The organism is Kitasatospora sp. NPDC034533 (genome assembly GCF_055575155.1).
In genome coordinates, this window is sequence record NZ_JBVITE010000001.1 from 227,424 (window position 1) to 251,610 (window position 24,187).

Sequence of the window (24,187 nt, forward strand, 5' to 3'; positions counted from 1 at the left end):
CTCCCTTGGGTCGGACGGGGCCTTTCGTCGTTTGGTGCCCCGGCACGTAGATGACGCTTGATCAACTTGCATGGCACCTTGACGACATCGCCACTTTGAGTGATGGTCGTGCACATCCATGCAACCAGCGAGGCACGGAGGGCACGATGGCACTACAGTTCATCGGGATCGACCCCGAAACACAGCAGCAGGGATCACCTACTGTCTGGGTGGACGCAGAGAAAAAGGAACTCGTGTTCCTGGGCTGGAAGGCGTCTCCAGCCTTGAAGGAGCAGTGTGAACAGAACACGGCACCCGGGCACGCCACCGAAATCCCTGAGAACGAAGACGTGATCAGGTTCCCCACGCGAATGATTCCTATTCTGAGGGAGGCGTGCGATGCCGCAGAGCGAGCCGGACTTCTTTGAGCTTCTGAAAGACGCCAAGCGCTCAGCAGTTCATCTGGAAATGCGTGATGCATACGGCGTCGGGGACGAATCCGAGGATTTCGAGCGCTGGATGACCTCCGGACAGCGGGATTCTGATCCCGCTTCGCCGTACTGGACACCATGGGTATCTGTCATTTCCGAGACGGTAGCCCGGGGCGTCACTGTTCGCCGTGCTCGCATTGTTTCGGAGCCGGTTACCGATTACATTCGGTGGGAGCACGCCGGCACGGTCGTGAACATTGCGGCGGGCGAGGAGGTCCGATGGCTTCCCCGTCGGCTGGCATCCGGGATTGCGCTGCCCGGAAACGACTTCTGGCTCTTTGACGAGAAAATCGTCCTGTTCAACCACTTCAGTGGAAACGGTGATTGGGCGGGGCAGGAATTGAGCACTGTCCCGGACGTTGCCCAGCTGTGCGCATCTGCTTTCGCGACGGTATGGGGTTCGGGAATCCCGCACGACGAGTACAAAGTCTGACCCATCGAACATATCGGATAGCTAGCTCATGCCTTCATCTCCATCATCTAGTGCTCAAGAAGCCCGCGAAGCCGTGGCGGCCCGACTGCGGGAACTGCTCCTAGATGCAGGGCTGACAGGACGTGAGCTAGCTATCCGCTGTGGGTGGCACCCGTCGAAGTCCTCTCGGATTATGAACGGAAAGACCCCGCCCTCCGATGCTGACATACGTTCGTGGTGTGAAGCGTGCGGAGCTGCTGGGCAGGCGGATGACCTTATTGCGGCAAATCGCACTGCGGACTCTATGTACGTTCAGTGGAGAAAATTGCAGCGCAATGGCATGCGCCGAGCACAAGAGGAGGTCGTTCCACTTTGGGAGCGCACGCGCCAATTTCGCGTGTACGCTTCCAATGTCGTACCGGGAATGCTTCAAACGCCGGGATACGCCACTGCCCTCATGGCGTCCATCACTGAATTTCAAGGCACGCCGGATGATGTGGCCGAGGCCGTAGAGGCTCGCATGGCTAGGGCTCATGTGATCCGCGAGGGAAATCACCGATTCGCGCTGTTGATGGAAGAAACCGTCCTGCGCTATCGAATTGGCGATTCCGAGGCTATGGCGGCCCAGCTGGGGTATCTCCTCGCAGTGATGGCGCTTCCTCGGGTCAGTCTCGGGATTATCCCCTTTACGGCGCCGCGCCGAATCTGGCCGCTGGAAGCGTTCTATATGTTCGATGATCAGCACGTGGCCGTGGAACTGCTCACGGCGGGAGTCAATGTCAAGACTCCCAGTGAGGTTGCAGAGTACGGACGAGCGTTCGAGAGGCTGGCAGAGCTGGCGGTCCACGGGGCCAAGGCAAGGGCGCTGATCACGTCGGCGATTGAGGCGCTGGGGTGAACCTGTGCAATCTCATGCAACTTTGTGGAGTCCAACTCGCCTAGGTCCCTAGCGTGTTGCTCATCGGTTCTGAGTAGTCCGAGGGAGCGGCCCCCAATGGCGGTGAGCACCAACAGTCCCAAGACGAAGACCCGCGCCGAGTACCGGGCGGAGCAGCGCAAGCGCGCTCCCGCCGTGGATGCGCTGGCCGACTACGACCCGGCGTATGCCGCCAAGGCCATGGGGCGGGGCATCCCGCAGGACTGGCCGCTCTGTACCTGCGGCGCGGACGTGTGCCCCGACAAGGGGGCGGCATGACGCTCCCCACGGCTCCCGCCCCGGCTGTCAGCGGGTCGGAGAACCTCTGTCTCGGGTGCGCCTACTTCGACGGGATCGAAGCGCAGTACTCGGCCGACACGAACCCCACCATCGCACGGCACCTGGTCCGGTGGCGGCAGCAGCACGCCGACAACGACGAGTGCACGAACCCGGGGGCAGCACCGGGTGAGTGACCGCCAGGACGACCCGCAGACGGCCGCACAGGGCCCCGCCGGGGACGCTGAGCCCGTAGACCCGTTCGAGTGGATTGGAGCCCGCCCGTGGCCCCCTGAGCGGCCCATCGAGCCTCGGCCGGTCCTGAGCCCGGAGGAGTTCAGCGAGGCTCCGCTGACGCCGGAGGAACGGGAGCGGCGGGCGGACTTGCTGGCCAGGCTGCGCGAGGCCAACCACCCGTGGCGCTGATGCGCCCCACAGACTCCCGCCCCGGCCATCATCCCTGGCAGGCAGCCGACCGGAGCGGGTTCCGCAACACCGAACGCCCCGGGCACCGACTGGTGCCCGGAACGCTCACGCGTGAGGAGGCACCAGTATGAGCACTCCGCCCCCCATCCCGCCGCCGCCCCCGCCGCCTGCCCCGCCGGGCCCCGGGCCGGTGTACCCGGTGACCACCGGCGCCCCGGCCGCCGGCTGAAACTCCCAATGGGGTGGCTCCGCCCCAACTCACGGACGGGGCCGCCCCATTGGGGCTGTTGCTAGAACTCACCCACAGGAGGGAACGCACATGGGAAAGCACGGTGGAGGATCGGGCAACGACGGCCCCGGCAAGGCCGGTGGCGGCAGCGGGGGCGGCCACTCGGGCAGGCCGGACACCGCGCCGCACGACGGCCAGCGCGACGCCCCGCCCACCAACCTGCCCAAGCCGTCCAAGCCGTAAGGGAAGCCATGACGTGGGACAAGCTGACCGACGCGCTCCGGGAGTCCGGGGCGTTGTCGGCCGACTGGGAAAAGACGTTCCGCACCACCCCGCGCGACCTGTTCACCCCGGACCGGATCCTGTCCGAGGGCAAGTGGATCGACCGCACCGAACAGCCCGATAACTGGGCCGAGTTGGTCACCTCGGACCTTGCTCTCGTGACACAGGTCTACGACAAGACCGAAACCCCGTCGTCGTCCAGCTCCATGCCCACCGTGGTCGCCCAGATGCTCCGGCACCTGGACGTGGCCGAGGGTATGCGGGTCCTGGAGGTGGGCACCGGAACCGGCTGGACGGCGGGCCTTCTCTCCCGCCAGATCGGCGCCGAGAACGTGACCAGCATCGAAGTGGACCCGGACCTTGCCAGCCAGGCCCGCTACCGCCTGTACGCCGCCGACCTGCGGCCTACGGTCATCGCGGGTGACGGCACGCTGGGCCACCCCAAGGGCGCTCCGTTCGACCGGGTGCACTTCACGGCGGCCGTCCAGCGGCTGCCGTCGTCGATCATCGAGCAGACAGCCCCCGGCGGGGTCATCCTGGTGCCCTACGGCACGCCGTTCTGCAACGGCGCGCTGCTGCGCCTCACGGTGGCCGAGGACGGGCAGTCGGCGAGCGGCCCGTTCGTCGAGGACGTGTCGTTCATGTGGGTGCGCGACCAGCACCCCGACAGTGGCGACTTCGACATCGAGGACATCCGGCGCAGCGCGTCCGGCATCGACCCCGCCGACGTGGCCGAGCAGACCCACGCGGCCTTCGCGATCGGTCTGCGAATCCCGGACCTGTTCCGTCAGAACGTGTGGGCTGGCTACGACCGGTTCGGCACGGGTCGGGCTGAAATCTGGGACGGCGTGTCCTACGCCCACTGCCGATTCGCCGACTGGGACGGGCAACACGCGGTGTCGCAGTCCGGCCCGCGCAACCTGTGGGACGAGGTTACGGCGGCGCACGACTGGTGGGTGCGCAACGACAAGCCCGGCCTTACCCGGCTCGGCATGACCGTGACCGTCTCCGGCGAACACCGCCCCTGGCTGGACGACCCCGTCAACGTCCTGCCCTAACCACCGACCGGCCCGGCCGTCCCGCGTCCCCCACGGAGCGGCCGGGCCTCTACTTGGTGGCGCGGCGGGCCGCGAGAATGCCCCGGAGGCCGATGACGCCGACGGCCGTGCCGAGGAGGAAGGACGTGATGGCGAGGAGGAGGTGGACCCAGAAGAAGGCGGTCGGCTGGGAGTGGTCGCCGTTCACGAACGCCTGCCCGCCGGAGTCCTTCCAGAGGTTCTTAGCGAAGGTTGACCAGATCACCCAAGACCACACGCCGAACGCTGCGAGGAACCAGGAGACGGGACGGGTGAGCTTCACGGGGATGTCCTTCATGCGGGGAGGCGTTCCCTCCAGTATGTGACCCGCGCCTGTCCGGCCGACCGGCGGGGGAACCCTCCGATCCTCCTGGGTGGCTTCCCTTCAACGACCTTCGTCAAGAACCTGTGGAAGGACTCCGGCGGCCAGGCCTTCACCGACGGCGACCACTCCCAGCCCACCGCCTTCTTCTGGATCCACCTCCTCCTCGCCGTCACCTCCTTCCTCCTCGGCATCGCCGTCGGCACCATCGGCGTCCGCGGCCTGCGCGCCACCCGCCGCTCCCCGGCCACCGACTGATATTGCCGTTGCCGCTGTCAGCCCACGCTGGCAGGATCCTCACCGCTTCCACATGGAACCGGTCCATGGGACACAAGGGGTGGGGAACCTTCATGACATTTCGACACGTCCGCCGAATCGGCGGGGCCACCGCGGCGGCACTCGCTGCGGGCCTGCTCGCGGCGCCCGGTGCCGCCGCCGTGCCGGGGAACGCGGTCAGCGACCCGAAGGCGGTGCCCTCGCCGGGCTTCGCCTCCACCGGTCTGCACACCGACGCCTGCGGCGACGCCACCGCTCCCGGCTGGCTGCCGGTCGCGAACCCGACGCTGACCGTCTCGGCGACCTCGCCGCAGGTGCGCTTCAAGGTCTGGGACGACTCGACCCCGGACCACGACAAGATCGTCGACACCACGGTCGACGTCACAGGAGGTGCTGCCAAGCTGGCCACCTCCGGCCTGGCGGACGGTCACTCCTACTCCTGGCAGACCTGGCCCGCCTACGATCCGGGCAGCGGCAAGCCCACTCCGACCTGCCGCTTCCGGGTGGACCTGACCCACCCGGGGCTGTCGATCTCCTCCACCGACTTCCCGGAGGACGGTTCGGGTGCCACCCCCGGCAAGTACGCCCGGGAGAGCGGCGTCTTCACCGTCAAGGGGCTCGACGCCGCCCCGGCCGGCGGCCGGGCCTCCGGCGTGGCCTGCTTCCGGTACGTGCTGAACGGCTGGATCGGTGTCGGCTGGGATTGCGCCTCCGCGGGCACCGTCAAGGCGGGCTCCGACGGCACCGCCCAGCTCACCCTCAAGCCCCAGGACTGGGGCACCAACCTCCTGACCGTCCAGACCATGGACGAAGCGGGCAACGTCGGCCAGCCCTACGTCTACAGCTTCTTCGCGCCCTCGGACCCGCGCCCCAAGCCGGCCGTCCCCGGCGACGTCGACGGCGACGGCGTCCCGGACATCCTGCTCCCGGACGCGCAGGGCAACCTGCAGATCATCAGCGCCGCCGCCCGGGACACCACCCCGACCTCCGTCGTTCCGGCCGCGCTCGCCCCCGCCCACACCGGCTGGCAGGACTACCAGGTGCTGCACCGGGGCTGGGCCGACATCCACGGGCCCGGCGACGACTTGGTGGTGCGTCCCAAGGGCGACACCGAGGGCCTGTACATCTACTCCAACTGGGACAAGGGCGTCTTCGGCGACCGGCTGCCCCTGCACGGGGGGAAGCCGTCCCGCTGCGTCGGTGCCGCCGACGGGTCGAGCACCTGCCCCGAGGACTACGCCCCGGGATGGTCCGCCGCTGACCAACTCGTCGCGGTGGGCGGTCGCTACGGCGCGGCGAGTCCGTCCCTGCCGACGCTCCTCGCGGTCGAGCACGGCAAGCTCTACGCCTACTACGACGCGTTCCGCGGCTACGGCTTCGCGGAGCCCGTCGCCACCACCGGGGACTGGAGCGGCTACGACCTGATCGCCCCGGGCGCGGACGCCTCGGGCAACCTCGCCGTGTGGGCGCGCGAGCGGGCCACCGGCGACCTGCACGCCTACCCGGTGACCAGGAAGGACAACGGGCTGCTGGACTTCTCCGCCCTCGCCGACCCCTCGGCGAACGTGGTGGCCACCGGCTTCACCGCCGACGCCTACCCGACGCTCGACAGCGCGGGCGACGCCGACGGCGACGGAGTGCCCGACCTGTGGGCGGTGACGGCCGACCGGCACCTGGTGGCCTTCAGCGGCTGGTCCGAGCCCAGGGACCTCGGCGCCCTGCGCTAGTGAACGCCGCGGGCCCCGCCCGATCCGGGGATCGGGCGGGGCCCGCGGGCCGCCGGGCGGGGGTCAGAAGCGGCGGGTGACCAGCGCCCGCTTCACTTCCTGGATCGCCTTGGTGACCTCGATGCCACGCGGGCAGGCCTCGGAGCAGTTGAAGGTGGTGCGGCAGCGCCACACGCCCTCACGGTCGTTGAGGATCTCCAGGCGCTGCTCGGCACCCTCGTCGCGCGAGTCGAAGATGAAGCGGTGCGCGTTGACGATGGCGGCCGGGCCGAAGTACTGGCCGTCGTTCCAGAACACCGGGCAGGACGACGTGCACGCGGCGCACAGGATGCACTTGGTGGTGTCGTCGAAGCGCTCGCGGTCCTCGGCGGACTGGAGGCGCTCCCGGGTCGGCTCGTTCCCCTTGGTGATGAGGAACGGCATGACGTCCTTGTACGCCTGGAAGAACGGGTCCATGTCCACGACCAGGTCCTTGAGGACCGTCAGGCCCTTTATGGCCTCGATCGTGATCGGCTTCTCCGGGTTGACGTCCTTGATCAGGGTCTTGCACGCCAGCCGGTTGCGGCCGTTGATCCGCATGGCGTCGGAGCCGCAGATGCCGTGGGCGCAGGAGCGGCGGTAGGTGAGGGTGCCGTCCTGCTCCCACTTGATCTTGTTGAGCGCGTCCAGGACGCGCTCCTTCGGGTCCATCGTCAGCTGGTAGTCGACCCACACCGGGTCCGGGTGCTCCTCCGGGTTGAACCGGCGGATCCGGAAGGTGACGGTGATCGGCTGGACGGCACCGGCTTCGGCCGCGTCAAGAGCGGCCGAGTGCTTCTCCAGGGTCGGAGTGCTCATCAGTACTTACGCTCCATCGGCTGGTAGCGGGTCGTGACGACCGGCTTGTAGTCGAGGCGGATGGAGGTGCTGCCGTCGGCGGCGACCTCCTGGTACGCCATGGTGTGCTGCATGAACTTCACGTCGTCACGGGTCGGGAAGTCCTCGCGGTAGTGGCCGCCGCGGGACTCCTCGCGCGCCAGCGCGGAGACGGCCAGCACCTCGGCCAGGTCGAGCAGGTTGCCCAGCTCGACGGCCTCCAGGAGGTCCGTGTTGTAACGGAAGCCCTTGTCCTGGATGGAGACGTTCTTGTAGCGCTCCTTCAGCGCGGCGATGTCCTCGATCGCCTGCTTCAGGGTGGCGCCGGTGCGGTACACCATCGCGTTGGTGTCCATGGTCTCCTGCAGCTCCTTGCGGATCTGCCCCACGGACTCGGTGCCGGTGGACTCGCGCAGGCCGTCGACCAGCGCCTGGACCTTCTCCTCCGGGTTCTCCGGCAGCGCGACGAAATCGTTCGCGTTGGCGTAGTCGGCGGCGGCGATGCCCGCGCGGCGGCCGAACACGTTGATGTCCAGCAGCGAGTTGGTGCCCAGGCGGTTGGCGCCGTGCACGGAGACGCAGGCGACCTCGCCGGCCGCGTACAGGCCCGGGACGACGTCCGTGTTGTTGCGCAGGACCTCACCCTCGACGTTGGTCGGGATGCCGCCCATGGCGTAGTGCGCGGTGGGCTGGATCGGGATCGGGTCCGTGTAGGGCTCGATGCCGAGGTAGGTGCGCGCGAACTCGGTGATGTCCGGCAGCTTGGCGTCCAGCTGCTCCGGCGGCAGGTGGGTCAGGTCGAGGTAGACGTGGTCGCCCTCGGGACCGCAGCCGCGGCCCTCGCGGATCTCGGTGTAGATCGCGCGGGAGCAGACGTCACGGGACGCGAGGTCCTTCATGACGGGGGCGTAGCGCTCCATGAAGCGCTCGCCGTCCTTGTTGCGCAGGATGCCGCCCTCGCCGCGGGCGCCCTCGGTGAGCAGGATGCCCATGCGCCAGATGCCCGTCGGGTGGAACTGGAAGAACTCCATGTCCTCCAGCGGCAGGCCGCGGCGGTAGACCAGGGCCTGGCCGTCACCGGTGAGGGTGTGGGCGTTGGAGGAGACCTTGAAGAACTTGCCGGTGCCGCCGGAGGCGAACACGACCGACTTGGCCTGGAAGACGTGGATCTCGCCGGTGGCCAGCTCGTAGGCGACGACGCCGGCCGTCTTGCCCTCGTTGAGCAGCAGGTCGAGGACGTAGAACTCGTTGAAGAACTCGACGCCGTGCTTGACGCAGTTCTGGAACAGCGTCTGGAGGATCATGTGGCCGGTGCGGTCGGCCGCGTAGCACGAGCGGCGGACCGGGGCCTCGCCGTGGTTGCGGGAGTGACCGCCGAAGCGGCGCTGGTCGATCCGGCCCTGCTCGGTGCGGGAGAAGGGAAGGCCCATCTTCTCCAGGTCGAGGACGGCGTCGATGGCCTCCTTGCACATGATCTCGGCGGCGTCCTGGTCGACCAGGTAGTCACCACCCTTGACCGTGTCGAAGGTGTGCCACTCCCAGTTGTCCTCCTCGACGTTGGCCAGGGCGGCGCACATGCCGCCCTGGGCCGCGCCGGTGTGGGACCGGGTCGGGTAGAGCTTGGTCAGGACGGCGGTGCGGCTGCGCTGCGTCGACTCGATGGCCGCGCGCATGCCGGCGCCGCCGGCGCCGACGATGACGGTGTCGTACTGGTGAATCTGCATGGGGGGTTAACTCGCCTCTGGCCTCTGCCGATGGTCGATGGTGCTCGCGGCTCAGATGTTGGGGTCGAAGGTGAAGATCACCAGGGTGCCCAGCAGCACGGTGAAGACCGTGGCGGTACCCATGAGCCCCTTGAGCCAGAGCCGGGTCGAGTCCTTCTCGGCGTAGTCGTTGATGACCTGACGCATGCCGTTGGCGCCGTGCAGCATGGCGAGCCAGAGCATCAGGAGGTCCCAGCCCTGCCAGAACGGCGAGGCCCAGCGGCCGGCCACGAAGGCGAAGCCGATCTTGGAGACGCCGCCGTCGAGCACCAGCATGATCAGCAGGTGGCCGAGGATCAGCACGACCAGGACGACACCGGACAGGCGCATGAAGAGCCAGGCCAGCATCTCGAAGTTGGTGCGGGTGCGGCGCGGGGTCTTCTTGGTCCGCTGGCGCGGAGGCTCGATGACGAACGCGTCGGCCGGGTTGCCGGTGCCCAGTCCCTTGCCGGTGTGCGCCTGCTTGGAAGGGACGACGATGGCGTCGGAGATTTCCGTGGACATGTCTCGGCTCACTTCCCGAACCAGGAGATCAGCGTGTGCTGGAGGATCCCGTAGAAGGAACCGGCCATCAGGACGACCCAGACTCCGACGACGGTCCAGAGCATCTGCTTCTGGTACTTCGGGCCCTTGGCCCAGAAGTCCACCGCCACGACCCGCAGGCCGTTCAGGGCGTGGAACAGGATGGCGGCCACCAGGCCGTACTCCATCAGGTTCACGAGGGGAGTCTTGTACGTCTGGATGACGGTGTCGTAGGACTCCGGCGACACTCGCACGAGGGCGGTGTCCAGGACGTGGGCGAACAGGAAGAAGAAGATGAGGACGCCGGTGACTCGATGAGCCACCCAGCTCCACATGCCTTCCCGGCCGCGGTACAGCGTTCCAGCCGGCACGGAAAAACCCTCCGGAAGCGATTGGGGGCTCGGCCGGCTTCGGTGTCGGTCAGCCCGGCCGGGTACGGTCCACCGGCCGCCAGCATCCTATCGACGCCTCGTCGTGCGGCGCCTCCGGGGGCCCCAGGTGTGATCAATCAGGCACTTCTGGCCTAGTCGAGCGGGAACCAAACCCGGGATCACCGCCATGAGTGACCGATTCGTCACGTTGGGTGGAGGCTTGGCCCCCCTCGCGGGTGAACCCGGCGCGGCCGTACCCGCGCGCGCCCACCCGGGGAAGGGGGTGCGCCCGCGAGTACGGCCGGGGTTCAGTGCGCCGCGGCCTCCGAATGGGTGGCGACCAGGTGCTCCAGGCGGGTGAGGGCGATCCGGCGGAGCTCGTCGGCCGCGATCAGCCGCTCCTCGTCCGGGTCGTTGGCGAGCCGGGTGCGGATGGAGGAGAGCACGGTGTCGAGCATCTCCTCCGGGGCGACCCGTTCCAGGCAGACCACGAAGACGTGGCCGAACCGGGCCTCGTAGGCGGCGTGGGCCGCCCGCAGCGCGGTGTGCGCGGCCTGGCTGCCGGGAGCCCGCATGCCGAGCAGCGGCTGCGGCATCCAGCTCTCGTCGGCCAGCGCCTCGGCGAGGTCGGCCGGGCGGAGGTCGTAGGAGGCCTCGCTGGCGGCGGCCAGCAGGGACTCGATGTCGGGGTAGGGCCGGTGCGCGGTGAGTCGCAGGGCCCAGCGGTGGCTGCCGCAGCAGGCCAGCAGGGCCTCCTCGGCGGCGCCGGCGTCGGCTTCGTTGAAGCGGTGCAACCCGAGGAGGGTCGGCTCTGTTCTGGCGTCGAGCCGCTGTGACGGGATGTCGCTGGCCAGCGGGTCCTCCTCGTGAGGGCGGGAAGGTGCCGGTGAAGTGGGGTGGATGGCGTAGCTGGAGTATGGGGCCGCGGAGGGGCGCTCGGGGCCGGTCCGTCAGCGCCTCAAAGGTAGTTGAGCGCTCATCAGTTGGGGAGGGCGCGCGCCGAATTCATCCGGACGAGCTATCAAGTTGTGACGTTGACGCCTGGGTGTCAGCACCCTCCCCGTCACCAGCGACTCCCCGCCACCGGCACCCAGCCCGCCGCCATCGGCGCCCAACCCGCCGCCACCCGCGCCCTCCCCGGTGCCACCCGCGCCCTCCCCGCCGTCGGCGCGGCTCAGACGCGGTGGACCTTGTGGTTGGCGGCCTGGGCCCGGGGGCGGACCACCAGCAGGTCGATGTTCACGTGCGGGGGCCGGGTGACCGCCCACGCCACGGTGTCCGCGACGTCCTCCGAGGTGAGCGGTTCGGCCACGCCCGCGTAGACCGCGGCGGCCTTCTCCTCGTCGCCGCGGAAGCGGGTGACCGCGAAGCCCTCGGACTTCACCATGCCGGGCGCGATCTCGATCACCCGGATCGGCTCCCCGCACAGTTCCAGCCGCAGCGTGGCCGCGATGGTGTGGGCGGCGTGCTTGGCGGCGACGTACCCGCCGCCGCCCTCGTACGCGGCCAGCGCGGCGGTCGAGGAGAGCACCAGCACCGTGCCGTCGCCGGTGGCCCGCAGGGCCGGCAGCAGGGCCTGGGTCATGTGCAGCACGCCGAGCACGTTCACCTCGTACATGGCCCGCCAGTCGGCCGGGTCGCCGTGCTCGACGGTCTCGGCGCCGATCGCGCCGCCGGCGTTGTTCACCAGGACGTCCACCCGGCCGACCTCGGCCGCGAAGGCGTCCACGGCGGCCCGGTCGGTGACGTCCAGGGTGACGGCCCGCGCCGAGCCGCCCCCGGCGCCGATCTCCTCGGCCAGCGCCTCCACGCGCCCGGTGCGGCGGGCGGTCAGCACCACCTCGAAGCCCTCGGCGGCCAGCCGGCGGGCGGTCGCCGCGCCGATTCCGCTGCTGGCACCGGTGACCACGGCCACCTTCTGCTCGGTCATTGCCACTCCCTGGGCTCGTCGGTCGTTCACCCGATCATCTCAACCGCGTCGCCGCCCCGGCGGGCCGGTCGGACCCTGGAGCAGGAGGACCGACCCCCAGTTCCGGAGGGACCCCCATGGCCGCCGAGCCGCGCCGCGCCGAGTCGGGCTTCGAGATCGAGCCGCTGTACGGACCCGAGTCCCTGGCCGGCTGGGACGCCGCCGCCCGGCTGGGGCGGCCGGGGGAGTACCCCTACACCCGGGGCGTGTACCCGACGATGTACACCGGCCGGCCCTGGACGATGCGCCAGTACGCGGGCTTCGGCACCGCCGCCGAGTCCAACGCCCGCTACCGGCAGCTGATCGCCGGCGGCGGCACCGGCCTCTCGGTCGCCTTCGACCTGCCCACCCAGATGGGCTACGACTCGGACGCGCCGCTCGCGGCGGGCGAGGTCGGCAGGGTGGGCGTGGCGGTGGACAGCGTCGAGGACATGGCGGTGCTGTTCGACGGCATCCCGCTCGGCGGGGTGTCCACCTCGATGACCATCAACGCGCCCGCTGCCCCGCTCCTGCTCCTCTACCAACTCGTCGGCGAGGCCCAGGGGGTGGCGCCGGCCGCGCTCACCGGCACGGTCCAGAACGACGTGCTGAAGGAGTACATCGCCCGCGGCACCTACATCTTCCCGCCGCGTCCCTCGCTGCGGCTGGCCGCCGACGTTTTCCGGTACTGCCGGGCCGAGATCCCGCGCTGGAACACCATCTCGATCTCCGGCTACCACATGGCCGAGGCCGGAGCCGATCCCGCGCAGGAGGTCGCCTTCACCCTGGCCAACGGCATCGCCTACGTCCGCACCGCGCTCGCCGCCGGAATGGCCGTGGACGAGTTCGCGCCCCGCCTCTCGTTCTTCTTCGCGGCCCGCACGACCCTGCTGGAGGAAGTGGCCAAGTTCCGTGCCGCACGCAGGATTTGGGCCACAGTCATGCGGGACGCGTTCGGCGCCCGGGACCCGCGCTCGCAGATGCTGCGCTTCCACACCCAGACCGCGGGAGTGCAGCTCACCGCCCAGCAGCCCGAGGTCAACCTGGCCCGGGTCACCGTGCAGGCGCTCGCCGCGGTGCTCGGCGGCACCCAGTCGCTGCACACCAACGCCTTCGACGAGGCGATCGCGCTGCCCACCGAGAAGGCCGCCCGGCTCGCCCTGCGCACCCAGCAGGTGCTCGCCCACGAGACCGACGTGACCGCCACCGTCGACCCGTTCGCCGGCTCCTACGCCGTGGAGTCGCTCACCGACGGGGTGGAGGCCGCCGCGCGGGCCCTGATGGACCGGATCGAGGAGCGGGGCGGCGCGGTGGCCGCGATCGAACAGGGCTACCAGAAGGACGAGATCGAGCGCACCGCCTACCGGGTCCAGCGGGAGACCGACTCCGGCGAGCGGACCGTGGTCGGCGTCAACCGCTTCCGGTCGGACACGGAGGAGCCGTACCGGCCGCTGCGGGTGGACCCGGCGGTCGAGGAGCGGCAGGTGCGGCGGCTGGCCCGGCTGCGGGCCGAGCGCTCCGCCGGCGCCGTCGGCCAGGCGCTGGACGCGCTGCGCCGCGCCGCCGAGGGGACGGAGGTCGTGCTGTACCCGATGAAGGAGGCGCTGGCCGCCCGGGCCACCGTCGGCGAGGTCTGCGACGCGCTGCGCGAGGTGTGGGGGACGTACGCCCCGGTGGAGCGGTTCTGACGTCCCGCTGAACGGACGTCAACTTGACGGTGCCGTCGCGGAAGTGTCGGCCGTGACCGCCGGCGTGGGGGATCGTTGCACAGGTCAGGCAACCTGGGGAAGGCGGCTGAAACGAGATGTCATACCCACCTGTCCGGCCGGTATGCGCCCATCCGGAGACTAATTTTCCGGAAGTCGGGCCAAATCCCCCCAACAGGCCTACGATTGGCGAGATGAACCGTCCTGAGCCCGCTCAGTCGGGCGCCACTCTCGCCGTCGCACGCCCTGCCGCCGATCTCCGTGAGCGGGTCCGCGCGCTGGAGCCCGAGCTGGTCGCCTTCCGTCGTGATCTGCACCGGCACCCGGAGCTTGGCCGCCAGGAGTTCCGCACCACCGGGCTGCTGCGCGACCGGCTGGTGGCGGCCGGCCTCGAACCCCGCGTGCTGCCCGGCGGCACCGGAATGCTCGTCGACGTCGTCCCGCCCGGGACCACCCCGGGCACGGAGTTCCTGGCCTTCCGCGCCGACATCGACGCGCTGCCGATCGACGACGCCAAGACCGACGTGCCGTACCGCTCCTCCGTCCCCGGCCGGGCCCACGCCTGCGGGCACGACGTGCACACCTCCGTGGTGCTCGGCACCGGCCTGGTGCTGGCCGAGGCCGTCCGGACCGGCGAGCTGCGCCGCCCCGTCCGGCTGGTGTTCCAGCCCGCCGAGGAGGTCATGCCCGGCGGCGCGCTGGACGTGATCAAGGCCGGCGGGATGGAGGGCGTCGGGCGGATCTTCGCGGTGCACTGCGACCCGAAGGTGGAGGTCGGCCGGATCGCCCTGCGGGTCGGGGCGATCACCTCGGCCTGCGACCGCCTGGTGCTCCACCTGGACGGCCCCGGCGGGCACACCGCCCGGCCGCACCTGACCACCGACCTGGTCACCGCGGTCGCCAAGGCGGCCGCCGACCTCCCGGGCATGCTGGCCCGCCGGATGGACCCGCGCTGGGGCGTCAGCCTGGTCTGGGGGCGGATCGCCTCCGGCACGGCGCCCAACGTCATCCCCCAGCACGCCGAACTGGAGGGCACCGTCCGCTGCCTGGAGCTGGACGGCTGGCGCGAGGCGCCGGACCTGATGCACGAGCTGATCGCCAAGCTGGCCGAGACCTACCGGGCCAAGTGGACGCTGGACTACCACCGCGGGGTGCCGCCGGTGGTCAACGAGGCGGTCTCGGTCGCGCGGCTGGACGAGGTGATGCGCGCCCGCTTCGCCGGCGACGGCGCCGTGGTGGTGGAGAGCACCGAACAGAGCCTGGGCGGCGAGGACTTCTCCTGGTACCTGGAGTACGCCCCGGGCGCGCTGGCCCGGCTGGGCGTCCGCGCCCCCGGCGACCCCACCGTCAGGGACCTGCACCACGGCCGGTTCGACGTGGACGAGCGGGCGATCGGCATCGGCGTGGAGCTGTTCTCGGCGCTGGCGCTGGAGGCGGACGGCAGCTGACGGGCGCCCCCGGGAGCGGTTCTTCCGCCGTGTGACGGGATCGTCAGCACCGTTGGCGTCGTGGGGATCCGAGGCGCCGGAAGGCGTCCGTAAACTGGGCGAAACCGACCTCGGATCACCGTCCGCGCACGGGTTAGCGCCTCAGGAAGAACGTCAGACCACGGTTTGGTAACAACCCGGAGGCGCTACCAGCCCGTAACACAACCGTGTTCTACGCGCGTTACGGTGGCGTCCGACCACGCCAAACGGTTGCGTGTAGAAGGAGATACCCCCTTGCGCCGTTCAATGAAGCTCGCCGCGGTTGTGCTCTCAGGTTCCCTGGGCATGGCCTCGCTCGCCGCTTGCGGCGCAAAGAGCACCGACACCTCCTCCTCTTCCGGCTCGGGCGACGGCTCGCTCAAGGTCGGCATGGCGTACGACATCGGTGGCCGTGGCGACCAGTCGTTCAACGACTCCGCGGCCCGTGGTCTGGACAAGGCCAAGTCCGAGCTGGGCGTCACCGTGACCGAGGCCGAGGCCAAGCAGGGCGAGGCCGAGGCCGACAAGGAGACCCGCCTCAAGAACCTGATCGACGCGGGCTACAAGACGATCGTCGCGGTCGGCTTCGTCTACCAGCCGGCCGTCAACAAGGTCGCCAAGGAGAACCCGAACGTCAAGTTCGCGATCATCGACTCGAACGACAAGGACCAGCCGGCCAACGTCACCTCGCTGCTCTTCGCCGAGCAGGAGGGTTCGTACCTGGCCGGTGTCGCCGCCGCGAACAAGTCGAAGACCAAGCACGTCGGCTTCATCGGCGGTGTGCAGTCCGAGCTGATCAAGAAGTTCGAGGCCGGTTACACGGCGGGTGTGAAGTCCGTCGACCCGAACATCACGGTCGAGACCACCTACCTGACGACCCCGCCGGACTTCACCGGCTTCGCCTCGCCCGACAAGGGCAAGGAGGCCACCCAGGGCCAGCTCGACAAGGGCGCGGACGTCATCTACGCCGCCGCCGGCTCCTCCGGCAACGGCGCCATCGAGGCCGTCGCCAACAAGCAGGGCGCCCTGGCCATCGGCGTCGACTCCGACCAGGCCAACCAGCCGGCCCTGGCGAAGTACAAGAACAGCATCCTGACCTCGATGGTCAAGAACGTCGACACCGCGGTGTTCTCGTACGTCGACTCGGTCAAGAAGGGCCAGAACCCGACCGGCATCAAGATGTTCGACCTGAAGGCCGACGGCGTCTCGCTCGCCACCACCGGCGGCAAGCTGGACGACATCCAGGACAAGCTGAAGGCCGCCGCCGAGGCGATCAAGTCCGGCGCCACCACCATTCCGACCGCGCCGGCCAAGTAAGGACCGCGCGTCCCGGACGCCACAGCGCCTGCCGCCTGCCCGGCAGCGCGACGCATTCACACAGTTCACGGGAGGGGCCCGGCAGGGTGCGCTGACGCGTACCCCCGGGCCCCGTTCCGTCCCCACGTCCACCCCCCTTGGCCCTCCCAGCGCAATGACGCGCCTCCAGACCACCAGGAGATCGCCATCACCGCATCCGACCCCGTCCCCCTCCACGAGGACGGCACCCCCAGCGCGGGGACGGCGACGCCGGCCGTCGAACTGCGCGGCATCACCAAGCGCTTCCCCGGTGTCGTGGCCAACCACGACATCAACCTCACCGTCCGCACCGGCACCGTGCACGCCCTCATGGGGGAGAACGGCGCCGGCAAGTCGACGCTGATGAAGATCCTCTACGGCATGCAGAAGCCGGACGAGGGCACCATCGCGATCAACGGCGAGACGTGCGAGTTCAACACCCCCGGCGACGCCATCTCCCGCGGCGTCGGCATGGTGCACCAGCACTTCATGCTCGCCGACAACCTCACCGTGTGGGAGAACGTCGTCCTCGGCGGCGAGAAGCTCCACGGCATCGGCGCCAAGGCGAAGGCGAAGATCAAGGAGATCTCCGACCAGTACGGCCTGGGCGTGCGCCCGGACGCCCTGGTCGAGGACCTCGGCGTCGCCGACCGCCAGCGCGTCGAGATCCTCAAGGTGCTGTACCGCGGCGCCAAGATCCTGATCCTCGACGAGCCCACGGCCGTGCTGGTCCCGCAGGAGGTCGACGCGCTGTTCGACAACCTGCGCGACCTCAAGTCCGAGGGCGTCACCGTCATCTTCATCTCGCACAAGCTGCACGAGGTGCTCGCGGTGGCCGACGCGATCAGCGTCATCCGGCGCGGCACCACGGTCGGTGACGCCGATCCGAAGGCCGTCACCGCCCGCCAGCTCGCCGAGCTGATGGTCGGCGCCGAGCTGCCCTCCCCGGAGAGCCGCGAGTCGACCGTCACCGACACCGTGATGCTCGACGTCGAGGGCCTGCGGATCGCCAAGACCGACGCCGAGGGCATCGAGCGCGTCGTCCTGGACGACATCTCGCTGCGCATCCACAAGGGCGAGATCCTCGGCATCGCCGGTGTCGAGGGCAACGGCCAGGCCGAGCTGGTCGAGGCCATCATGGGCATGCTGCCGCTGAACGCCGGCACCGTCACCCTGGACGGCGAGGACCTCTCCGGCGCCCAGACCCGGGCCCGCCGCGAGGCCGGCATCGGCTACATCCCCGAGGACCGGCACCGGCACGGCCTGCTGCTGGAGGCCCCGCTCTGGGAGAACCGCATCCTCGGCCACGTCACCGAGGAGCCCAACTCCAAGGGTCTGCTGCTCGACCCGGCCGCCGCCCGTACGGACACCTGGCGGATCGTCGAGGAGTACGACGTCCGCACCCCCGGCATCGAGGTCACCGCGGCCTCGCTCTCCGGCGGCAACCAGCAGAAGCTGATCATCGGCCGCGAGATGAGCCACCAGCCCAAGCTGCTGATCGCGGCCCACCCCACCCGCGGTGTGGACGTCGGCGCCCAGGCGCAGATCTGGGAGCACATCCGGGTCGCCCAGCGGGCCGGCCTGGCCGTCCTGCTGATCTCCGCGGACCTGGACGAGCTGATCGGCCTGTCCGACACCATCCGGGTGATCTACCGCGGCCGACTGGTCGCGGACGCCGACCCGGCCACCGTCACCGCCGAGGACCTCGGCACCGCGATGACCGGCGCCGCCAGCGGCCACCTCGAATCCGAGGCGGAGGCCGTCGCCGACGCGCGGGCCATCGCGGCCGAGGGCACCGAGGCCGAGGCCGGGCACCAGCCCACCGACACCGCCGACGACCCGCAGGCGGGGGAGTAACCCATGACCAGTCCCAACCCCGCCGCCGCGAAGCCCGGCCCGGCCCGGCGGTTCAGCGGCGAGCGGATCGTGCTGGCACTGGCGGCGCCGGTGCTCGCGGTCCTGCTCTCCATCGTGATCTGTTCCGTCCTGCTGGCGACCTCGGGCAAGAACCCGTTCGACGCGTGGAACGTGATGCTCACGTACGCCGGCAAGTCGGACGGCCAGGTGGGCATCCTCAACCGGTCCACCACCTACTACCTGGCCGCCGCGGCCGCCGCGTTCGGGTTCCGGATGAACCTGTTCAACATCGGCGTCGAGGGCCAGTACAAGGTCGCGGCGCTGTTCGCGGCCTTCGTCGGCGCCAAGGTGGACCTGCCGGCCTTCGTCCAGATCCCGCTGCTGCTGCTCACCGCCATGCTGGTCGGTGGTCTGTACGCGAGCGTCGCCGGTCTGCTGAAGGTCTACCGCGGTGTCAGCGAGGTCATCTCGACCATCATGCTGAACTCGATCGCGACCGCGATCATCGGTCTGCTGCTCGTCCCCGGCGTCTTCGCGCCGAAGACCAGCGGCACCACCAACTCGATCCAGACCGAGCCGATCTCGCAGTCCAGCCACTTCTTCTCGATGGAGACGGCCGGCGGGACGCTCTGGGGCTTCATCTTCGTCGCCGCCCTGGTCGGCGTGGTCTTCCAGTTCGTGCTGACCCGCACCCGGTTCGGCTTCGACCTGCGGGCCACCGGCCGCTCGGAGTCCGCCGCGACCGCCTCCGGCGCGAACGTCAAGCGCATGGTGGTCATCTCGATGGTGGTCTCCGGCGCGATCGCCGGTCTGATCGGCCTGCCCGAGCTGCTCCAGAACTCGCACTACTTCGGCCAGAGCTTCCAGCCCGGTCTGGGCTTCCTGGGCATCTCGATCGCCCTGCTCGGCCGCAACAGCCCGATCGGCATGGCCTTCGCGGCGCTGCTGTTCGCCTTCCTGGACGTCACCGGCTCGGTGCTGCCGCTCCAGGGCGGCTTCCCCTTCGAGATCGTCGACGTCATGAAGGGCACCATCGTCATCTGCGTCGTCGTCGCGTACGAGCTGGTGCGCCGCTACGGCCTGAGGCGCCAGCAGCAGAAGGTCGGCGCCCAGCTCGCCGCCCAGGCCGTCGCGAACAGTGAGAAGAAGGAGGTGTCCGCATGAGTACGGCAACGGCTGCCCGTCCGAAGGCGTCGGGCGCACCCGCGAAGAAGCGCAAGTTGTCCTGGCCGGCCGTCCTGCTGCTGATCGCGGGCGCCCTGGTGCTGTTCTCCGCCGTGGGCATGGCCACCGGCAACCACTCGCTGACCTCCTCCGGGCAGGTCACCGCCGCGCTCGGCGCGGCCGTGCCGATCGGCATGGCCGGTCTCGGCGGCCTCTGGTCCGAGCGGGCCGGCGTGGTCAACATCGGCCTCGAAGGCATGATGGTCGCCGGCACCTTCTGCGGCGCCTGGGCGGGCTACCTGGTCAACCCGTGGGTCGGCCTGCTGGCCGGCATGCTGGGCGGGGCGTTCGGCGGCCTGCTGCACGCGGTCGTCACCGTCACCTTCGGCGTCGACCACATCGTCTCCGGCGTCGGCATCAACCTGCTGATCCCCGGCATCTGCGCGTACGTCAACCGGATCTACTACAAGGACTACGTCTCGGCCGGTGCCGGCCAGAACCAGTCCCCGCCGGCGGACCCGCTGCCGTACATCACCGTCCCGGGCCTGTCCTCCGGGCTGAGGAGCATCGAGAACCACCACTGGTTCCTCGTCTCGGACGTCGCGGGCGTGCTCGGCGGCCTGGTCACCAACATCTCGGTGGTCGTGCTGCTGGCCGGTGCGCTGATCGTGGTCAGCTACTTCGCGCTCTGGCGCACGGTGTTCGGCCTGCGGCTGCGCTCCTGCGGCGAGAACCCGACCGCCGCCGAGTCGCTGGGCGTCAACGTCTACAAGTACAAGTACCTCGCGGTCGTCGCCTCCGGCGCCTTCGCCGGCCTCGGCGGGGCGTACCTCTCGCTGGTCGCGGCGCACTTCTACAAGGACGGCCAGACCCTCGGCCGCGGCTTCATCGGCCTCGCCGCGATGATCTTCGGCAACTGGATGCCCGGTGGCCTCGCCATGGGCGCCGGCCTGTTCGGCTTCACCGACAGCCTCCAGCTGCGCGACCCGGGGTCGGTGCACGTGCTGATCCTGACCGTGGGCGTCGCGATGGTCCTGCTGGCGCTCTGGCAGCTGTACCGCCGCAAGTACACCGCGACCGTGGTCTCCTTCGTGGTGGCCGGCGGCCTGATCGCCTGGTACGCGCTGACCGACGAGGTGCAGCGTCCGCTGATCGTCGCCACGCCGTATCTGATCACCCTGGTGGTGCTCTCGCTGGCCTCGCAGCGGCTGCGGATGCCGAAGGCGGACGGCCAGGTCTACCGCAAGGGCCAGGGCAAGTGACCGCCCCCGGGCCCCGGGCGCCGTCCGCGACCGACTGGGAGCTGCTGCGTTCGGCGGCGCGCGAGGCCATGGGCCGCGCGTACGCGCCGTACAGCCACTTCCCGGTCGGCGCGGCGGCGCTGGTGGACGACGGCCGGGTGGTCACCGGGTGCAACGTGGAGAACGCCTCGTACGGGCTCGGGCTGTGCGCCGAGTGCGGGCTGGTGTCCGCGCTGCACTCCTCCGGCGGCGGCCGGCTGGTCGCCTTCACCTGCGTGGACGGCGCCGGCGAACTGCTGATGCCGTGCGGGCGCTGCCGCCAGCTGCTGTACGAGCACGGAGGACCCGGCCTGCTGATCGAACTGCCCTCGGGCATCAAGCCGATGAGCGAGGTCCTGCCGGACGCGTTCGGGCCGGATCGTCTCTAGCCGCCGATTCTGTTACGCGCGTAGAGTGTCGCGAGTGGGCCGGAACCCGGTCGTCTCGCGACACTCTTCGCTTTTGAAACCCCTCTTGGAGCACGCATGGACGTCATCTCCGTCATCAGGACCAAGCGCGATCGCGGAGAGCTGAGCGACGCTCAGATCGACTGGGTCATCGACGCCTACACCCGTGGCGAGGTCGCCGACGAGCAGATGTCCGCGCTGGCGATGGCGATCCTGCTGAACGGGATGAAGCCGCGCGAGATCAGCCGCTGGACGGACGCCATGATCCGCTCCGGCGTCCGGATGGACTTCTCCTCGCTGCCGCTGCCCACCAGCGACAAGCACTCCACCGGCGGCGTCGGCGACAAGATCACCCTGCCGCTCGCCCCGCTGGTCGCCGCCTGCGGCGCCGCCGTCCCGCAGCTGTCCGGCCGCGGCCTCGGCCACACCGGCGGCACCCTCGACAAGCTGGAGTCCATCCCCGGCTGGCGCGCCCTGCTCTCCAACGAGGAGATGCTGGACGTGCTGCGCTCCGTCGGCGCGGTGATCTGCGCGGCGGGCGACGGCCTCGCGCCGGCCGACAAGAAGCTGTACGCGCTGCGCGACGTCACCGGCACCGTCGAGGCCATCCCGCTGATCGCCTCCTCGATCATGTCCAAGAAGATCGCCGAGGGCACCGGCGCACTCGTCCTGGACGTCAAGGTCGGCTCCGGGGCCTTCATGAAGAACCTGGACGACGCCCGCGAACTGGCCCGCACCATGGTCGGCCTGGGCACCACCGCCGGGGTCAACACCGTCGCCCTGCTCACCGACATGTCGACCCCGCTCGGCCTCACCGCGGGCAACGCCCTGGAGGTCCGCGAGTCCCTGGAGGTGCTGGCGGGCGGCGGCCCGGCCGACGTCGTCGAGCTGACCCTCGCGCTCGCCCGCGAGATGCTCACCGCGGCCGGCGTGCACGGCAAGGACCCGGCGGACGCGCTGCGCGACGGCTCCGCGATGGACCACTGGCGCCGCATGATCGCCGCCCAGGGCGGCGACGTGGACGCCCCGCTCCCGGTCGCCCGCGAACAGCACGTCATCCCGGCCCCCGCCTCCGGCGTGCTCACCGCGCTGGACGCCTACGCGATCGGCGTCTGCGCCTGGCGCCTGGGCGCCGGCCGCGCCCGCAAGGAGGACCCGGTCCAGGCCGGCGCCGGCGTCGAGATGCACGCCAAGCCCGGCGACACCGTGACGGCCGGCCAGCCCCTGCTGACCCTCCACACCGACACCCCGGAGCGCTTCGACTACGCCGTCGAGGCCCTGACCGGCGCCATCGAGGTCGCCCCGGCCGGCACGGCGTTCACCCCGAACCCGATCATCCTCGACCGCATCGGGTAGTCATGCGATGACGCCATGCGTGGCAGTGCCCCAGGAGCCCGCACCCGGCCCACCGGGTGCGGGCTCGCGCGCTCGGGCGTACGTGAGCAGACCGCTGGTACCTCGTGCGGGAGGACCGCCCGCTGCTCGCCCTCCGGCGTCGCCTCGGGGAACACCAACAGGTCCGGGTGGCGCAACCGGCCGAGCCCCGCGTCCTGGAGATCCGCGCCGTGGTAGGCGATGTGGCCCGGGTGGGTGGTCGGCAACCGGGCGTCGAGCTGCCGGGAGAGGCGCAGCACGGCGAGTTCGTGGCGCTTCACCGGCGACGTCGTCATGACGATCCGGCCGTCGGCGATCTCGGTCTTTCCTGTTCCCGGCACCTTCGGCAGCTGATCCGCGATTTCGAGCGGTCAGGCGTTGGCGACCGTTCGCCGGGCGGCAGCGGCCCGGCGGGTGGCGTAGAGGGTGACGGCGGCGGCGAGGGCCATGGCGCTGAGGCCGACGGTGGCGGCGCCGGGCCAGCCGGTGGCGTGGTAGGCGTCCGCGCCGAGGGTGCCGCCGAGGCTGTTGCCGAGGTAGTAGGCGATCAGGTAGAGGGCGGAGGCCTGGGCGCGGCCCTCGGTGGCGGTGCGGCCGACCGAGGAGGAGGCGGTGGCGTGGCCGGCGAAGAAGCCGGCGGTGATCAGGACCAGACCGAGCAGGGCGCAGGCCAGGGACTCGGCGAGGGAGAGCAGCAGGCCGGCCGCCGTCACGCCGATGGAGACGTAGAGGGCACCGCGCCGGCCGAGGCGGCCGGAGAGGCGGCCCGCGGCGGCGGAGGTGCCGGTGCCGACCAGGTAGACCACGAAGATCGAGGCGGCGATCGACTCCGGCAGGTGGAACGGCGCGGCGATCAGCCGGTAGCCGACGGTGTTGTAGACCGCGCCGAACACGGCCATGAACAGCATGCCGAGCGCGTACAGCCGCACCAGCAGCGGGTTGCGCAGGTGCCGTCCGACGGTGCGGGCGAGCGCGCGGGGGTCCACCGGGGCCGGGGTGAAGTGCCGGGCGGCGGGGATCAGCAGCCGGAAGACGAGGGTGGCGAGCAGCGCGAGGACGGCGGAGGCGGCGAGGCCCCAGCGCCAGCCGAGCCCGGCGGCGGTCCAGCCGGAGAGCAGCCGGCCGCCCATGCCGCCGATGCTGTTGCCGGCCACGTACAGGCCCATCGCGGAGGGCAGCGCGCCGGGGTGGACCTCCTCGGCGAGGTAGGCCATGGCGGTGGCCGGCAGCCCGGCGAGGGCGGCGCCCTGGAGGACCCGCAGCGCGACGAGGGTGGTGAGGTCCGGTGCGAAGGGCAGGGCGAGGGCGAGTACGGAGGCGGCGAGGGTGGAGGCCGTCATCACCGCGGTGCGGCCGTACCGGTCGGACAGCGCGCTGGCCGGGAGCAGCCCGAGGGCGAGGCCGAGGGTGGCGGCGGAGGCCGTCCAGCTGGCCTGGCCGGGGGTGAGGTCGAGGTCGGCCGAGAGGATCGGCAGCAGGCCCTGGGTGGAGTAGAGCAGGACGAAGGTCGCGACCCCGGCGGCGAAGAGGGCGAGGTTGGCGCGGCGGAAGGCGCGGTGGCCGGGGCGGAGGCGGTCGTCCGCGGGGGCGGTGAAGGGGGCGGCATCCGGGGTGGTCGCGGATGCCCTGGTATCGGAGGGCTGCATGACGTCGACGGTAGGCCCGCCCCCGTTGATGCGTCCAATGCATGAACCGGGGATGATCGATGCACTGGCGTATGAGTGGAG

The 24,187-nt window shown here is 70.3% G+C and carries 26 protein-coding genes; 17 read left to right on the top strand and 9 right to left on the bottom strand.

The window, feature by feature from the left end; genetic code table 11:
* Positions 1–146 precede the first annotated feature (146 nt).
* The 7 genes from ACZ55U_RS01110 to ACZ55U_RS01140 all read left to right on the top strand — a co-directional run bounded on the left by ACZ55U_RS01110 (position 147) and on the right by ACZ55U_RS01140 (position 4,069).
* Positions 147–407, top strand: a complete 261-nt coding sequence (locus ACZ55U_RS01110) for a hypothetical protein (protein ID WP_465521073.1) — start codon at positions 147–149, stop codon at positions 405–407.
* Positions 379–903, top strand: coding sequence for a DUF6879 family protein (locus tag ACZ55U_RS01115; RefSeq protein ID WP_465521075.1), 525 nt, complete (start codon positions 379–381; stop codon positions 901–903). The genes ACZ55U_RS01110 and ACZ55U_RS01115 overlap by 29 nt, the downstream gene beginning before the upstream one ends.
* A gap of 28 nt (positions 904–931) precedes the next feature.
* Positions 932–1,780, top strand: coding sequence for a helix-turn-helix domain-containing protein (locus ACZ55U_RS01120; RefSeq protein ID WP_465521077.1), 849 nt, complete (start codon positions 932–934; stop codon positions 1,778–1,780).
* A 102-nt stretch (positions 1,781–1,882) separates the two neighbouring features.
* Positions 1,883–2,077 (top strand): hypothetical protein, encoded by a 195-nt coding sequence (locus tag ACZ55U_RS01125; protein WP_465521079.1) that lies wholly within the window; start codon positions 1,883–1,885, stop codon positions 2,075–2,077.
* A complete protein-coding gene (locus ACZ55U_RS01130; protein ID WP_465521081.1) occupies positions 2,074–2,271 on the top strand; it encodes a hypothetical protein in 198 nt (65 codons plus the stop codon). Before ACZ55U_RS01125 ends, ACZ55U_RS01130 begins: the two co-directional genes overlap by 4 nt.
* A gap of 548 nt (positions 2,272–2,819) precedes the next feature.
* Entirely contained in the window at positions 2,820–2,972 is a 153-nt protein-coding gene (locus tag ACZ55U_RS01135) for a hypothetical protein (protein ID WP_465521083.1), read from the top strand.
* 8 nt (positions 2,973–2,980) lie between these two features.
* Positions 2,981–4,069, top strand: coding sequence for a protein-L-isoaspartate O-methyltransferase family protein (locus tag ACZ55U_RS01140; protein WP_465521085.1), 1,089 nt, complete (start codon positions 2,981–2,983; stop codon positions 4,067–4,069).
* Positions 4,070–4,118: 49 nt separating this feature from the next.
* On the opposite strand, the gene ACZ55U_RS01145 is transcribed toward ACZ55U_RS01140, so the two are convergent.
* Positions 4,119–4,370 (bottom strand): SCO4848 family membrane protein, encoded by a 252-nt coding sequence (locus tag ACZ55U_RS01145; RefSeq protein WP_465521255.1) that lies wholly within the window; start codon positions 4,368–4,370, stop codon positions 4,119–4,121.
* Positions 4,371–4,451: 81 nt separating this feature from the next.
* On the opposite strand from ACZ55U_RS01145, the gene ACZ55U_RS01150 reads away from it, so the two are divergent.
* A complete protein-coding gene (locus ACZ55U_RS01150) occupies positions 4,452–4,667 on the top strand; it encodes an SCO4848 family membrane protein (RefSeq protein ID WP_465521257.1) in 216 nt (71 codons plus the stop codon).
* A 92-nt stretch (positions 4,668–4,759) separates the two neighbouring features.
* Positions 4,760–6,412 carry a hypothetical protein gene (locus ACZ55U_RS01155; protein WP_465521087.1) on the top strand — a complete coding sequence of 551 codons (1,653 nt, stop codon included), beginning with the start codon at positions 4,760–4,762 and terminating at the stop codon, positions 6,410–6,412.
* Between the two features lie 63 nt (positions 6,413–6,475).
* On the opposite strand, the gene ACZ55U_RS01160 is transcribed toward ACZ55U_RS01155, so the two are convergent.
* The 6 genes from ACZ55U_RS01160 to ACZ55U_RS01185 all read right to left on the bottom strand — a co-directional run bounded on the left by ACZ55U_RS01160 (position 6,476) and on the right by ACZ55U_RS01185 (position 11,853).
* Positions 6,476–7,249: a succinate dehydrogenase iron-sulfur subunit gene (locus tag ACZ55U_RS01160; protein ID WP_465521089.1), complete on the bottom strand. Its 774-nt coding sequence runs from the start codon at positions 7,247–7,249 to the stop codon at positions 6,476–6,478.
* Positions 7,249–8,991 carry a succinate dehydrogenase flavoprotein subunit gene (gene sdhA, locus ACZ55U_RS01165; protein WP_465521091.1) on the bottom strand — a complete coding sequence of 581 codons (1,743 nt, stop codon included), beginning with the start codon at positions 8,989–8,991 and terminating at the stop codon, positions 7,249–7,251. The genes ACZ55U_RS01160 and sdhA overlap by 1 nt, the downstream gene beginning before the upstream one ends.
* 51 nt (positions 8,992–9,042) lie before the next feature.
* Positions 9,043–9,534, bottom strand: a complete 492-nt coding sequence (sdhD, locus tag ACZ55U_RS01170) for a succinate dehydrogenase, hydrophobic membrane anchor protein (RefSeq protein ID WP_360352340.1) — start codon at positions 9,532–9,534, stop codon at positions 9,043–9,045.
* 8 nt (positions 9,535–9,542) lie between these two features.
* Positions 9,543–9,923 (bottom strand): succinate dehydrogenase, cytochrome b556 subunit, encoded by a 381-nt coding sequence (gene sdhC, locus ACZ55U_RS01175; protein WP_316523755.1) that lies wholly within the window; start codon positions 9,921–9,923, stop codon positions 9,543–9,545.
* A 308-nt stretch (positions 9,924–10,231) separates the two neighbouring features.
* On the bottom strand, positions 10,232–10,717 hold the full coding sequence (locus ACZ55U_RS01180) for a 2-oxo-4-hydroxy-4-carboxy-5-ureidoimidazoline decarboxylase (protein WP_380731498.1): 486 nt from the start codon (positions 10,715–10,717) through the stop codon (positions 10,232–10,234).
* 380 nt (positions 10,718–11,097) lie between these two features.
* Positions 11,098–11,853 carry an SDR family oxidoreductase gene (locus ACZ55U_RS01185; RefSeq protein ID WP_465521093.1) on the bottom strand — a complete coding sequence of 252 codons (756 nt, stop codon included), beginning with the start codon at positions 11,851–11,853 and terminating at the stop codon, positions 11,098–11,100.
* Between the two features lie 116 nt (positions 11,854–11,969).
* Here ACZ55U_RS01185 and ACZ55U_RS01190 point away from each other — a divergent pair, with 116 nt between their 5' ends.
* From ACZ55U_RS01190 to ACZ55U_RS01225, 8 genes are all read left to right on the top strand, one after another.
* Entirely contained in the window at positions 11,970–13,559 is a 1,590-nt protein-coding gene (locus tag ACZ55U_RS01190; RefSeq protein ID WP_465521095.1) for an acyl-CoA mutase large subunit family protein, read from the top strand.
* A 212-nt stretch (positions 13,560–13,771) separates the two neighbouring features.
* Complete coding sequence (locus ACZ55U_RS01195; protein ID WP_465521097.1) at positions 13,772–15,025, top strand: amidohydrolase; 1,254 nt, start codon at positions 13,772–13,774, stop codon at positions 15,023–15,025.
* Between the two features lie 273 nt (positions 15,026–15,298).
* The gene (locus ACZ55U_RS01200; protein ID WP_465521099.1) at positions 15,299–16,360 is read left to right on the top strand and encodes a BMP family lipoprotein; all 1,062 of its coding nucleotides are present in this window, start codon (positions 15,299–15,301) and stop codon (positions 16,358–16,360) included.
* A gap of 348 nt (positions 16,361–16,708) precedes the next feature.
* The gene (locus ACZ55U_RS01205; protein ID WP_465521259.1) at positions 16,709–18,235 is read left to right on the top strand and encodes an ABC transporter ATP-binding protein; all 1,527 of its coding nucleotides are present in this window, start codon (positions 16,709–16,711) and stop codon (positions 18,233–18,235) included.
* Between the two features lie 3 nt (positions 18,236–18,238).
* A complete protein-coding gene (locus ACZ55U_RS01210) occupies positions 18,239–19,399 on the top strand; it encodes an ABC transporter permease (RefSeq protein WP_465521101.1) in 1,161 nt (386 codons plus the stop codon).
* Entirely contained in the window at positions 19,396–20,661 is a 1,266-nt protein-coding gene (locus tag ACZ55U_RS01215) for an ABC transporter permease (protein ID WP_465521103.1), read from the top strand. Before ACZ55U_RS01210 ends, ACZ55U_RS01215 begins: the two co-directional genes overlap by 4 nt.
* Positions 20,658–21,068 carry a cytidine deaminase gene (locus ACZ55U_RS01220; protein ID WP_465521105.1) on the top strand — a complete coding sequence of 137 codons (411 nt, stop codon included), beginning with the start codon at positions 20,658–20,660 and terminating at the stop codon, positions 21,066–21,068. Before ACZ55U_RS01215 ends, ACZ55U_RS01220 begins: the two co-directional genes overlap by 4 nt.
* Positions 21,069–21,164: 96 nt before the next feature.
* Complete coding sequence (locus ACZ55U_RS01225) at positions 21,165–22,442, top strand: thymidine phosphorylase (protein WP_465521107.1); 1,278 nt, start codon at positions 21,165–21,167, stop codon at positions 22,440–22,442.
* Here the strand turns inward: ACZ55U_RS01225 and ACZ55U_RS01230 are convergent.
* Positions 22,349–22,801, bottom strand: a complete 453-nt coding sequence (locus ACZ55U_RS01230) for a hypothetical protein (RefSeq protein ID WP_465521275.1) — start codon at positions 22,799–22,801, stop codon at positions 22,349–22,351. The two genes, ACZ55U_RS01225 and ACZ55U_RS01230, sit on opposite strands and share 94 nt — an antisense overlap.
* 30 nt (positions 22,802–22,831) lie before the next feature.
* Positions 22,832–24,106: an MFS transporter gene (locus tag ACZ55U_RS01235; protein WP_465521109.1), complete on the bottom strand. Its 1,275-nt coding sequence runs from the start codon at positions 24,104–24,106 to the stop codon at positions 22,832–22,834.
* Positions 24,107–24,187 lie beyond the last annotated feature (81 nt).

Coding starts and splice junctions, on each gene's coding strand:
- ACZ55U_RS01110 (WP_465521073.1), top strand. CDS start 147: ATGGCACTACAGTTCATCGGGATCGACCCCGAAACACAGCAGCAGGGA.
- ACZ55U_RS01115 (WP_465521075.1), top strand. CDS start 379: ATGCCGCAGAGCGAGCCGGACTTCTTTGAGCTTCTGAAAGACGCCAAG.
- ACZ55U_RS01120 (WP_465521077.1), top strand. CDS start 932: ATGCCTTCATCTCCATCATCTAGTGCTCAAGAAGCCCGCGAAGCCGTG.
- ACZ55U_RS01130 (WP_465521081.1), top strand. CDS start 2,074: ATGACGCTCCCCACGGCTCCCGCCCCGGCTGTCAGCGGGTCGGAGAAC.
- ACZ55U_RS01135 (WP_465521083.1), top strand. CDS start 2,820: ATGGGAAAGCACGGTGGAGGATCGGGCAACGACGGCCCCGGCAAGGCC.
- ACZ55U_RS01140 (WP_465521085.1), top strand. CDS start 2,981: ATGACGTGGGACAAGCTGACCGACGCGCTCCGGGAGTCCGGGGCGTTG.
- ACZ55U_RS01155 (WP_465521087.1), top strand. CDS start 4,760: ATGACATTTCGACACGTCCGCCGAATCGGCGGGGCCACCGCGGCGGCA.
- ACZ55U_RS01160 (WP_465521089.1), bottom strand. CDS start 7,249: ATGAGCACTCCGACCCTGGAGAAGCACTCGGCCGCTCTTGACGCGGCC.
- sdhA (WP_465521091.1), bottom strand. CDS start 8,991: ATGCAGATTCACCAGTACGACACCGTCATCGTCGGCGCCGGCGGCGCC.
- sdhD (WP_360352340.1), bottom strand. CDS start 9,534: ATGTCCACGGAAATCTCCGACGCCATCGTCGTCCCTTCCAAGCAGGCG.
- ACZ55U_RS01185 (WP_465521093.1), bottom strand. CDS start 11,853: ATGACCGAGCAGAAGGTGGCCGTGGTCACCGGTGCCAGCAGCGGAATC.
- ACZ55U_RS01190 (WP_465521095.1), top strand. CDS start 11,970: ATGGCCGCCGAGCCGCGCCGCGCCGAGTCGGGCTTCGAGATCGAGCCG.
- ACZ55U_RS01195 (WP_465521097.1), top strand. CDS start 13,772: ATGAACCGTCCTGAGCCCGCTCAGTCGGGCGCCACTCTCGCCGTCGCA.
- ACZ55U_RS01205 (WP_465521259.1), top strand. CDS start 16,709: ATGGGGGAGAACGGCGCCGGCAAGTCGACGCTGATGAAGATCCTCTAC.
- ACZ55U_RS01210 (WP_465521101.1), top strand. CDS start 18,239: ATGACCAGTCCCAACCCCGCCGCCGCGAAGCCCGGCCCGGCCCGGCGG.
- ACZ55U_RS01215 (WP_465521103.1), top strand. CDS start 19,396: ATGAGTACGGCAACGGCTGCCCGTCCGAAGGCGTCGGGCGCACCCGCG.
- ACZ55U_RS01225 (WP_465521107.1), top strand. CDS start 21,165: ATGGACGTCATCTCCGTCATCAGGACCAAGCGCGATCGCGGAGAGCTG.
- ACZ55U_RS01235 (WP_465521109.1), bottom strand. CDS start 24,106: ATGCAGCCCTCCGATACCAGGGCATCCGCGACCACCCCGGATGCCGCC.